This window comes from Sporosarcina sp. (genome assembly GCF_029257255.1).
Lineage (GTDB): Bacteria > Bacillota > Bacilli > Bacillales_A > Planococcaceae > Sporosarcina.
In genome coordinates this window covers 1-12,103 of sequence record NZ_JARICI010000021.1, presented here as the reverse complement: position 1 = coordinate 12,103, position 12,103 = coordinate 1, and the positions used below count along the sequence as shown (strand labels likewise).

10 protein-coding genes are annotated in these 12,103 nt (G+C 42.0%); 7 read left to right on the top strand and 3 right to left on the bottom strand.

Annotated features, from left to right (window positions below):
* Nucleotides 1–15: 15 nt before the first annotated feature.
* Nucleotides 16–561 (bottom strand): cupin domain-containing protein, encoded by a 546-nt coding sequence (locus Q1J64_RS05445; RefSeq protein WP_301108071.1) that lies wholly within the window; start codon nt 559–561, stop codon nt 16–18.
* Nucleotides 562–730: 169 nt separating this feature from the next.
* Between Q1J64_RS05445 and Q1J64_RS05440 the strand changes: the two genes are divergently transcribed.
* The 6 genes from Q1J64_RS05440 to Q1J64_RS05415 all read left to right on the top strand — a co-directional run bounded on the left by Q1J64_RS05440 (nt 731) and on the right by Q1J64_RS05415 (nt 8,459).
* Nucleotides 731–2,077 (top strand): dihydrolipoyl dehydrogenase family protein, encoded by a 1,347-nt coding sequence (locus tag Q1J64_RS05440; protein ID WP_301108070.1) that lies wholly within the window; start codon nt 731–733, stop codon nt 2,075–2,077.
* 72 nt (nt 2,078–2,149) lie between these two features.
* On the top strand, nt 2,150–2,584 hold the full coding sequence (locus tag Q1J64_RS05435; protein ID WP_301108069.1) for a hypothetical protein: 435 nt from the start codon (nt 2,150–2,152) through the stop codon (nt 2,582–2,584).
* A gap of 696 nt (nt 2,585–3,280) precedes the next feature.
* Entirely contained in the window at nt 3,281–4,132 is an 852-nt protein-coding gene (locus Q1J64_RS05430) for a methyl-accepting chemotaxis protein (RefSeq protein ID WP_301108068.1), read from the top strand.
* Between the two features lie 380 nt (nt 4,133–4,512).
* Entirely contained in the window at nt 4,513–6,198 is a 1,686-nt protein-coding gene (locus Q1J64_RS05425; RefSeq protein WP_301108067.1) for a methyl-accepting chemotaxis protein, read from the top strand.
* A gap of 204 nt (nt 6,199–6,402) precedes the next feature.
* The gene (gene thiD, locus Q1J64_RS05420; protein WP_301108066.1) at nt 6,403–7,230 is read left to right on the top strand and encodes a bifunctional hydroxymethylpyrimidine kinase/phosphomethylpyrimidine kinase; all 828 of its coding nucleotides are present in this window, start codon (nt 6,403–6,405) and stop codon (nt 7,228–7,230) included.
* A 212-nt stretch (nt 7,231–7,442) separates the two neighbouring features.
* The gene (locus Q1J64_RS05415) at nt 7,443–8,459 is read left to right on the top strand and encodes an LLM class flavin-dependent oxidoreductase (RefSeq protein ID WP_301108065.1); all 1,017 of its coding nucleotides are present in this window, start codon (nt 7,443–7,445) and stop codon (nt 8,457–8,459) included.
* 46 nt (nt 8,460–8,505) lie between these two features.
* Here the strand turns inward: Q1J64_RS05415 and pepF are convergent, their stop codons facing one another.
* Complete coding sequence (gene pepF, locus Q1J64_RS05410) at nt 8,506–10,317, bottom strand: oligoendopeptidase F (protein WP_301108064.1); 1,812 nt, start codon at nt 10,315–10,317, stop codon at nt 8,506–8,508.
* A gap of 79 nt (nt 10,318–10,396) precedes the next feature.
* Nucleotides 10,397–10,843: a hypothetical protein gene (locus Q1J64_RS05405; RefSeq protein ID WP_301108063.1), complete on the bottom strand. Its 447-nt coding sequence runs from the start codon at nt 10,841–10,843 to the stop codon at nt 10,397–10,399.
* Between the two features lie 170 nt (nt 10,844–11,013).
* On the opposite strand from Q1J64_RS05405, the gene Q1J64_RS05400 reads away from it, so the two are divergent.
* Nucleotides 11,014–11,496: a PaaI family thioesterase gene (locus Q1J64_RS05400; RefSeq protein WP_301108062.1), complete on the top strand. Its 483-nt coding sequence runs from the start codon at nt 11,014–11,016 to the stop codon at nt 11,494–11,496.
* Nucleotides 11,497–12,103 lie beyond the last annotated feature (607 nt).

Genomic DNA, 12,103 nt, shown 5'->3' with positions numbered 1-12,103 from the left:
ATTCCGTCGCTTTTTTTACATTTTTTGATTTGCGGGTGGACCGATCACAGTGGAAGGCTGTATATGTTCGGTGGCCTCTTTCCATTTCACCTCATCCATTCCGTAACTGTAAGCGAAAACATCAGCCGGAGTAGCGGTCAGTATATCAGATCCTAAAACCACTTCTGGTATGTCTGCGTCGAAAATTCCTTGGAGATGAGTATCGGCAGTGTGGGCGAATATATAATGCCACCATCCTTGCGGCACATTTACTACCTGACCCGCTGTAATTCGATAATGCTGGAACTTTTTCGTCTGTAGATTCATCAAAGATACAGTGGCGGAACCCGCTATGCAAAAGATCACTTCTGCCGCATTTGGATGGTAGTGAGGTTCGATGATACTGTCTTTACTGAGGTATATATCCAGCATGGAGGTATTCTGAAGTGTATTAATTTGCTTTGAGCTGAGGATATTGATGTAATTTTGGTCGTCTTTCTTAAAGAAGGGACTCTTGTTTACGTCCGCTGCATAAGTGGCGGGCGCTCCGTGCTGATCATGAGAAGATATCAGTTTTCTCAACCTTTCTTTCGTGTAATAGGTCTTTTCCATGTAGCGTATGCAAGGGCCCAATAATTGGTTAACTGGTAGTTCGGCCACTATAATTTCTTTCGAAGTGTGGCGGGATTAGATTAAGGGTAAATCAGTAAAGAATAGACCTATAAGAATGTGCGAATGGAGGAGAGGGGATATGGTGAAAGAATATGACTTACTGGTGATTGGAACAGGGACAGCTGGCTCCATTCCTGCCGCTAAATGCAAAGAAGCTGGCTGGAACGTTGCGATAATAGATGACCGGCCGTTTGGCGGCACTTGTGCGCAGCGGGGGTGTGATCCAAAAAAAGTGCTGGTAGGTGCGGCTGAGTTAATTGACTGGAATAAGCGTATGAACGGTAAAGGGATTGAGGAAGATACGAAAATCGACTGGCAGGAACTGATGAATTTCAAACGAACATTCAGTGAATCGGTTCCTGAAGATACAGAAAAGAAATTCACTGAGCTCGGTATTGATCGTTACCATGGCAAAGCGTTTTTCGAAAGTGAGACGGAAGTAAGAGTGGGTCCGGAAATACTGAAAGGCAAGAAGATCTTGATTGCTACTGGAGCTGAACCCGTGAAAATGGGGTTTGACGGTGAAGAGTATATGATTACCAGCGATGAATTCCTGGAGCTTGATCAGCTGCCGAAACATATCGTTTTTGTCGGAGGAGGTTTTATTTCATTCGAATTTGCGCATATTGCTGCACGTGCTGGATCAGTCGTGCATATCCTTCATCGAAGTGATCAGGCGTTGAAACACTTTGATCAAGACTTGGTACATTTATTGATTAAACGTTCAAAAGAAATTGGCATTCAGGTTCATCTAGAAGTGGGTGTGAATGGTATTGAGAAAGAGGGAAGTTCTTTTGTCGTGAAAGGTGAAAAAGATGACAGGGAATCCCAGTGGTTAGCCGATTTGGTCGTCCATGGAGCAGGGCGTGCACCGGCTCTGGATATCGACCTGGAAAAAGGAAATGTAGAACGGAATAAGCAAGGAGTTTGTGTCAATGAATATATGCAGAGTATCAGCAACCCGCATGTTTATGCAGCTGGTGATGCGTCATCGACTGACGGTCCACCTTTAACGCCAATTGCTGTAAAGGAAGCACATACAGCAGCCGCTAATCTTGTACATGGCAATCACAAAAAAGCTGAATATCCTGTTGTTCCATCCGTCGTGTTCACTGTTCCCAAGCTGGCATCGGTCGGTATGAGTGAAGACGAGGCGAAGGATTCGGGTAAGAAAGTGGTAATAAACTATGAGGATATGACAAAGTGGTTTACGTACAGGCAGACAAATGAATGTGCTGCTGCCTTTAAGGTAATTCTGGATGAGGAGAAAGACGTCGTGCTCGGCGCGCATTTAGTAGGCGGAGAAGCAGATGAACTTATTAATTACTTCGCATTAGCCATACGTTTCCAAATTCCTGCTACAGAATTGAAGAAGATGCCTTTTGCCTATCCAACTTCTGCTTCAGATATTTCATATATGGTATGACATCTAAAGTCATATATAGTCGTCATTCTTATAACCTCTCTACTCATACAATATGAATAGGGAGGTGTTTTTTTGGATGGTGTAAACTATATTCTGCTAGGTTTTCACTTTTTACTGATCATTGCGCTATATCGAATTATGAAAAAGCGAAAGAAAAGGATGCCTTCTTACTTCGGCTCACATGTCGCGATGTTTACAGGAGGAGGATTTTCGCTCGGGCTTGGTGTGATTTTGATTCACTCATTTCCTGTCCACTATCTCGAGGTTACAGCATGTACAGCCCTTTCCGGTATGCTGATCGGCAGTATATTTGGTGCAATGTTTGGAAATCATACCATGTTGACAGGTTATGGCACTGGATTATTATTAGGGTTATTGTCACCTCTACTAGGAATTACATCTTTGTATAGCTTCTCGTTTATTCTCATCATAGAATTATTTATTTTTTGTTCATTTATTGTATTGGTTATCATCACAAATACTTCTAGAAAAGAACAAATAGAATGATATATAGTATCTTCTTTCTTGTGCTGAGTAGTCTTCTGGGTGTCTATATGTACGTGAGAATTGCTTTAGAACCAGTCAATAGTCATGAGATTCATTCTTCGAGGTCGTTGGCTGGAATAGCTGGTCATTTTACAAGCTTTATTATCTCCTTCAATTTGTTTTCTATATTTTCAGTCGAGTTTTCGCTAATCTGTATAATAAATTGCATAGTAAGTGCTGTTATTACTTCACAATTTTATTCTACCCAACAATACAACTCCGCAATTTTAGGAATCTTTACTGGAAGTGTTGCCGGGGTCTTCGGAACAGTCTTAGGATATGTTGCATTAAATCCTGAAATCTGCGGGTTGCCTGGGATTTCTTCAGATTTACAAAACATATCAATAACAATTGGGGTTTTCTTACTTATTCTGCACAGCTCTATTGTTATGAAAGTCAATTTGTATTCAAATTAAATAGGTTGAATCAGAGTGAGTTGCTGTAAATGTAAATGATAACGTACTATTTGATATGAAATTGTACGAATCATTCAGTATTTGCAGAGAAATCAAGAAGTTAAGTGAATTGGTGAACATTTATTCATATCATTCATTTCGATCACTTTATGCCGATAGTCTAAAGGAGGGGAAAGTGAATGGTCTTATAAGGTATAAAGTATTATGCTGATAAGAGATTTAATGAAAAGGGGTATTCGTATTGAATAATCTAGAAAAAGAGAAAACTGAAGAAATACTTGAAGCGTTCATAAAAATTGCACCATATCTAAACAAGTTAATTCAAGATGACATTACAATCGGGATATATGATACCGAGAAATTATTATTAAATATTCCGGGTGAAACATTTGCATTGAATGTACAACAAGGTGATCCTTTGCAAAAGGGAGATATCGTGACGGATGCTTTGAAGAAAGACCAAGAATTGAGTGCATTGGTTCCAAAAGATATTTTCGGGTTTCCTTTAATTGCTCGGGCTATTCCGTTACATGATAATATGGGTAAAGTGATTGGAGGAGTAGGTGTAGGGACTAGCCTGGAAAAATCTAACGATCTATTCATGGTAGCGGAAAGTTTATCCGCAATAGTTGAAGAAACAGCTGCGTCACTCGATGATATAGCTGGATCCGTTACAAATTTGGCAGATCAAGTAGAAGGTGTCACAGGGGTTATTGCACAAGTTACCTCTGGAGCAGAAGAAATTGGTAACATTTCAACTGTAGTTCGAGGAATCTCTGATCAAAGTAACTTACTGGGTTTAAATGCTGCAATTGAAGCTGCCAGAGCGGGAGAGTACGGAAATGGATTTTCTGTTGTCGCAGACGAGATTCGTAAGCTTGCTACTTATTCAAAAAAAAATGTAATGGAGATAGATCAAGTGACAAAAAACATTGGTCATTCAATTGAATCGTTGAATGAAGCGTTTGTAGCAATCAATGAAGTTACGACTAATCAAGCTGCTGCGATCCAGCAAATTTCTGCAACAGTGCAGGAAATCAGCAGAAACGCTCAAAATCTATCTGAGATGGCTGATAGATCAAAGTCATTGTAATAAAGTGTAATTATTATAATGATATTATGAAAAGAGTGATTCTGCCGACTTGTGCTTGTCGCTTAGATCAACTACTCATTTAGGCACTCCGTTTTCAAATTCCTTTGTATTACAAAATAAAGTTGTCACTTAATGATCCTATCGCGGCGTTAAGTATTGATTTATTATTTAAAAATAGTAGGAAGCTATCATTAGGTGACTTTTGTTTTTATATAGTGTTCCTTTTTAACTATCAATTTAGACAAGATGAACGTTACTAATCTATATAACAAACTCTTTTATTTTTTTTAATAAGTAGTAGAATATACATAATAAGAAATAATATTGAGATAGTAATAGATTCGAAAAAATGAAAACTAAATAACGCGGGGGTACATAACATGTCGATCAAGAAGAAATTATATTTTGGGTTCAGTTTGTGTTTATTGATTGTTCTTGGATCTGCCGGCTGGAATCATTATCAGCTGAATAAGATGGATAACGGCTTTGATAAGATGATCAACGGCAACGTCGCTTATGCGATGCAGGCACAAGTTGTCAAAGCTGAAATGGGACTTTCCGGTACCTACATACGTTCATATATTATGCGCGGAAAAAAGGAAGACTCTGCTGCTTTTACAGAACATAATGAAAAAATGGAAATGACGATCGCAAATATGCAAGATATGATGCCTGAAGGCAAATCAAAAGAGTTAATTGATGAATTAGCAGTATTATCCGAAGAGTTCACAACAGCTGCAAATCGTGTTGTTGATTTGAAGAAAGCGGGTCAGACTGGACAGGCAACTATTGTGCTTGAAGAAACAATGCTTCCGTTGAATACGCAAATTCGGGAATCAACCGATACGATGATAGAGTTTCAGTACGATAGCTTGTATGATGGTATGGAAAATACAATAGCTACAACTGCTTCAGCTAAGCTTGGATTGATTATTGGCGGGGTGATCGTCATAATCCTCGGTGCTATCGTTGCCATCTATCTCACAAGAATGATTACACGCCCTTTAAAGCGCGTGACAGAAGCCTCTGCTTTGATTGCATCAGGTGATCTGACAGGGGAAGATTTGATCGTGAATACAAAAGATGAACTTAATGTTCTGGCTGAATCTTTCAATCAAATGAAGCATAATTTGCGGACATTAATAGGAGACGTACACGATAACGCACACCATTTAACTGCGTCTGCCGAAGAACTTTCAGCAAGCACCAATGAAGTATCAGATTCATCGGAAGAAATCTCTCGTGCTGTAGAGGATATTGCTTCCGGAGCTCAAGTGTCATCGGCTTCAGCGCGTGAAAGTTCGATTGCAATGGAAGAAACCGCCAGAGGAGTCCAACGTATTGCGGAATCAACGGTTGGTTTGCATGACAGTGCAGAGGATGCGATGAATCTTGGCAATGAAAGCGGAAAAACCATGCAGACTGCGAAAGATCAAATGGCACTGATCCATAGTTCTTCATCGCAAACGAATGAGATGATCAAACGTTTAAGCCAACAGTCGAAAGAAATCGAAAGTATTACAAACGTCATCACAGGTATTACCGAGCAGACCAACTTATTGGCATTAAATGCGGCGATTGAAGCAGCGCGTGCCGGAGAACATGGTAAAGGCTTTGCTGTAGTTGCTGATGAAGTACGAAAGTTAGCGGAAGAATCAAAAGCATCCGCGAGTCAGATTGCACAATTAACATCTGCGATTCAAAAAGACACACAGGACGTGGAAGTGTCTGTTCAGGAAAGTTTGACAAATGCTGCGCAGGGTGTAGATGTGATCGATGAAGCGGGACGATCCTTCCAGACGATTGTCGAAGCAGTCCGCAAAATGAATGAGGAAATTGAAGAGATTTCTGCAGCGACAGAAGAAATCTCTGCGAGTGCGGAACAAGTATCCGCATCTGTTTCTGATATAGCGGCTCATGCTGTTTCTGCATCTGATCAAACAGAGCAAACTTCTGCAGCTATGGAAGAACAAATGGCAACGGTACAGGAAATTAATGCAGTTGCAAATGATCTTAGCAAAAAAGCAATTGATCTGCAGGAAATGATTCAGCAGTTCAAAATCTAAATCAGCATCAGGTATCCCATCAGATGAGATGGGATACCTGTTTTTTTATATGACGGTTATTAGCAGAATGTTGAATCTGACCCTGTCGAAATAAGCTACGTTGACTATTTCAACTTGGCTGTTCAATGCTTTACAATGGCGCTGTTCAATAAAATACCTGTACGATTAATGAAGTGAAGATACATAGAAGAAGGAGATGCAGTAATGGATATTAAACGTGCGGTAACGATCGCCGGTTCTGCTGCCCGTGGAGGAGCAGGGATTCAGGCTGATTTGAAGACATTTCAAGAGTTTGATGTATTTGGCACAACGGCAGTAACTGCAATTGTCGCAAGGAATCCACGTACCGGTCAGGGAGTGTTTCCGCAAAGCTGGGATGCAATAGAAGCGCAATTGGTGACAATAGAGGAGGATATTGGAGCGGATGCGATGAAAACGGGCATGCTATTTACGAAAGAAATTATTGATCATGTGGCTCACTGGATTCAAAACTCTGGAATCAAAAACATTGTGGTGGACCCGGTAATGATCGGAAAAATGGGTTCTGCTTTATTAGAAGTAGATGCGATGGAATCGATGAAAGAGCACTTAATTCCACTGGCGACAATTATCACGCCGAATATGCCGGAAGCTTCTTATCTGCTGAATGGAATGCAACTGAACTCTGTTGAGGATTTGAAGGAAGCCGCCAAAAAACTGAAGGAATTAGGTCCTGAATTTGTGTTGGTTAAAGGAGGGCGGCTGGAAGGGCCGGCAGTAGATGTATTGTATGACGGACAGAAATTTTATTTGTTGGAAGCTCCGCGTATAGATACAATCCATACAAATGGCGCGGGCTGCAGTTACTCTGCTGCAATTGCGGCAGGATTGGCAAAAGGTGAATCTGTGTTGGATGCAGTGACGGAGGCGAAGAAATTTATCACAGCAGGCATTCGCCATTCATTGACATTCATTGCAGGTGTCGGACCGACATATCATGCAGCCTACAGGAAATTTGATGAAACAGCGGTAACTGTCACAGAAGTAAAATAAACCGTAAAAACGATCTTTCGTATGTTGCCGAAGATAGTTTTTTGTTTTGAAACAAAAGATTTTACTTGAAGAAAGTAAATTGATAAGCTTACAAATAGTAAGTTAGTAAAATTTATCTTTCCCGCTGTGGTTTTACACAGGAAGACACGACAAAAAAGATCAAAAGCATCAAGCCGTTTCAGAAGCGGACGTTGTGATGAGGAGTGAAGGAAATGATTAGAGAAAGTGCGAAGAAGTTTGAGGGCATCCCCTTGTCCATATTAGACTTGGCAATGATTAATGAAGGCAGCGGTGCCGGGCAGTCATTTAAAAACAGTGTGGATCTGGCGCAACACGCAGAAAAGTGGGGCTATAACCGTTATTGGCTGGCGGAGCATCATAATATGCCCGGTGTAGCCAGTTCAGCGACATCCGTCATTATCGGGCATGTTGCAGGTGCTACAAAAGAAATTCGCGTAGGCTCCGGCGGGATCATGCTGCCTAACCATGCACCGCTAGTTATTGCAGAACAGTTTGGTACATTGGACGCCATGTATCCCGGACGTATTGATCTAGGACTCGGCCGTGCACCAGGCAGTGACCAGGCGACTGCTTATGCTCTTCGCCGCACACTGCAGAGCAATGGGGAGGACTTCCCTCAACAGCTAGAAGAACTGCGCATGTATTTTACAGGAAATCCAACTGACCGGGTACGTTCATTCCCGGGAGCAGGACAGGATATTCCCATCTGGCTGCTCGGTTCCAGCGGCTTCAGCGCGCAGCTGTCCGCACAGCTTGGCCTGCCGTTTTCATTCGCCAGTCACTTTGCACCGGCGTATATGATGCAGGCATTGCAGCTGTATCATCAAAACTTTCGTCCGTCAAAAGATCTCAAAGAGCCACATGCTATGATGGGAATTAACTTGATTGCGGCAGATACAGACGAAAAAGCCGAGTATCTGGCCACGTCCATGCAGCAGCAGTTCCTGAACATCCGCCAAAATAAGATGACACAGTTCAAGCCGCCGATTAAAGACATTGATGCGGTATGGTCGCAGTATGAACAGGCTGCCGTCGCCCAGCAAAGTGAAGCGCCGTCAGTGATTATTGGCGGTCCTGATACAGTGAAACGAAAGCTAGAGGAATTTGTAGAAATGACGAAAGCAAATGAATTAATCATCAGCTCCGGGATCTTTAACCACGAAGATCGTTTGCGTTCCTATGAGATCGTCAGTGGATTAATGAATTAAAAAAGCATCTGCCATGCAAAAAAATGCATTGGCAGATGCTTTTTGTTTATTGTGCGTCTATTTCGTCTGTCAGCTGTTCGATCTGATCAATCAGGCTACCGATATATGCAATCGTGTCGCGTAGCGGTTTGTCCGTCGTAATATCAATTCCGGCCATTTTCGCTAGTTCAGCAGGCTTTTTGGAACCTCCTGCTTTCAAAACATTCAGCCAGTCATCTACAGCTGGCTTGCCTTCATTCAATATACGCTTTGCCATTTCAGTTGAGATCGTCAATCCTGCACTGTACGTATATGGATAGAGTCCCATATAATAATGCGGCTGGCGCATCCATGTCAGTTCGGCTCCTTCATTGAGCGTTACTGTGTCGCCCCAGAATTTCTCTAACACACTTCGTTTCATATTATTAAGGATTGTAGCATTGACATTTCCGCCGGCATCGACATGTTCATATACATCACGCTGGAAAGCCGCCTCCAATAAATGCGTGACGAAGTTATGATAATACGTCCGTGAAACGATAGATGCAAGCACCCAGCGTTTAAATTTAGGGTCATTTGAATTCTTCAGCAGATGATTGGCCATCAACATTTCATTCATCGTAGAAGGGGCTTCGATGAAATACAGTGACGACTCGGAATTAAACAAGTTCTGCGCGCGGTTGGCGTGATAGAAGTGACCTGCGTGACCGAGTTCGTGAGCCAGTACAAACACGTCTTCCATACTGCCCGTCCATGAAATCAAAATGAATGAATCACAGCCGTACGGACTCGCACAAAATGCACCGGTGGATTTTCCTTCATTCTGCGCGAAATCAATCCAGCGCTCTGAAAAGGCACGATTCACCATACTGAGATATTCATCTCCCATGACAGCAAGTGCATCATTCATATACTGCTTGGATTCTTCCACAGTAATCGAAGGTTCATAGAGAGGATCCACCGGCATTTTTAAGTCAGCGAACGTCATTTCTTCAAGACCGTATATCTTCTGAAGAAGTTTCGCATATCTGCGCATATGAGGGGCAAGTTCTTCCATGATGACATCGATTTGACGGTTATACATCGCACGGTCAACATCTTGATTCATTAATAGGTAATCAATGACAGAGTCGTGTCCGCGAAGATCAGCTGTCGTTTTCTCCATCTGTACATGCATGTCGTACGTTTTAGCTGTCGTATGCTGATACTCCCTCAATTTACTGGAGAACGCCTGGAAAGCTGCACGTCTCTTTGCTGTATCCGGCTCTGATTCCCATACACCTTCAAATGAAACATAGCTAAGCGGATAATCATTGCCGTTAGCAGTGAAGTTAGGGAAATTAATATCCGCCATTTTGGTTGTATTATATAAAGCATACGGTGCCTGGAAAGTAGACGAGAAAGCGGCAAGTGTCTTTTCTACTTCAGGATGGAGTTGATACGGTTTTTCCTGAATAATTTTCTTGAACAGTACGGCATAGTCCTCTGACTGTTCGCTCGCTTGTTGCAGAGTATCCTCCGTCAACTCTGACAATTCACTCATGACGAATGAAGTCTGACTGCCGACTTTTGCTGCGATAGAGCCAAATTTACTTTCCCGAATTTGTGCTTCGTCATTCAGTAAATCCACACTGGCAGCCAGTTCAGCATAACTGCCGATTTTGACCATTTTTTCTTGCAGGCTACGGTAGGCGTCAAGAGCAGCGATGGCTGAAGATACGTCTGTAATCGTGCCTTTATAGTTCGCTGCAAAGGAAGCTGCTTCTGTTTCTACTTCTTTCACTGCTAGCTCATAGGCATTTTCATCTTCAAACAATGATTGTAGATTCCATGTATCCTGTTCATTTACTTGTGCGCGTTTAGGTAAGCTTTTCACCAAAGTGACCACTCCTATAGTTCGATTATTCGGTGACCGAATTAATAAATAGTATAGTACAGAAGAAGCCTGCAGTACAAAATTATGGTTTATTGGATAGAATGAATTCCATCAGCCAGTCGACTTGCAGAGGGCCGTTGACGACTTCATAATACAGATGGTCATTATGAATGAGAATGCCTTCTTCAATCAGAATGGTCATCCGGTTTCCTGCCTCGTCGTGCAAATCAATCGTAAATAAAGGCTGATCGTCAAATAATTGCAGTGTATCTGGATCAATCCGTTCATAGTCATATGCCTCTAAAAATTGAAGCAGCCTGTCAACTTCATGTGACTGATCCACTTTCCATGTTACAGGCTGCTGATCACGAAGTCCGGGCTGTCGAATCGTAATAGATGAAAAGGCAGTTCCATCCGCTTCAGCATGGAACAAATCAAAAGGGTGAATGTTGGATTCGTTCAAGGTCTGTATCATGGCATAGAAGCCGGCTGCCACCAATAATGTCAGTAAAGCAGCACGTATTTTCATCGGGAAAACCTCCTTCGGCATAATCTGAGTTTCTTCATAGTATATGAGTACATGTGCTCCAATACGCACGGCTTTCTGCGTAAAAAATAGGAAGAATCTTCAGTTGCACTCGATATTTCAATTTTCGGAATGTATAATAGAGAGAATTCAAACAAAGGGAGGGCTTTTTTATGATAGAAATGGTGACACACGCAATTCAGGATCAATATCCGGACGATTTCTCCTGGTGTTATGGTTGCGGTCGTTTGAACGATGAGGGGAATCATTTTCGTACCGGCTGGGAAGGTGACAGCACAGTCACTTATACGCTGCCGTTGGAAAAATATACAGCCATTCCGGGATTTGTCTATGGCGGATTTCTCGCTTCGTTCATGGATTGTCACGGTACCGGTTCCTGTTCGTTGGCACTGCACCGGAAAAATGGCCATGAACCAGGGGATAAGGCAATTCCTCCGCGTTTTGTTACGGCATCACTTCAAATTACATACAGCAAACCGACGCCGCAAGGACAAATTCTGAAAGCGGTCGGAAAAGTCACGGAGATTCATCCGAAGAAGTGGAAAGTAGATATAGAGATATTTGCAGGCGAGGAATTATGTGTTGCAGGTGAAGTAGTGGGAGTTGTCATGCCTGCTACGTTTACCGGAAATTAACGACTAGATATGTTGAATTATACTTTTTACTGTGGCTTTGTAATAAAGATTGATAATTTGGAATAAAGTCCGATAATTTTTAAAAAGTTTGATACAATTACATCGACAAGAAGGATTGTGACAATGCCACAATCGGGCGCGTTTGTGTTATAAGCGATTTCGTCTAATATCATAAACGGGCCAGCGCGACAAGTTCTGTGATAAATGCCCTTGGCATGAAAATACAGGAAATTTACCATATAAATTTCAACTTTACAACGAAGAATAGGAATGACGGAACCATGTTTTCTGAAACTATTCCATCAAGACTCCTGCGTGCGTCATGAATGACAGCTCATGAGGTTCGAAGCACAGGTAGAGTCGGCAGAAGGAAGGTTAGAGCCATTCTATAGAATAGGTATGCCAACTGATATGCCGGATGGCTGAAAAACTAGATAAGGTGAGTATGTTCCCCCCTGAAGGAACTGACGAACTTCTGAATTAAAGGGTCTATAGTTTGAACATAGTGAAAGCTATGTCCCGTCAAACGATGGGGTGAGTGATGTAGAGTAAAATTTGGCCCTCTGAAATACATTATACCGAACAAAGGCAGTATCAAGCTCACAGG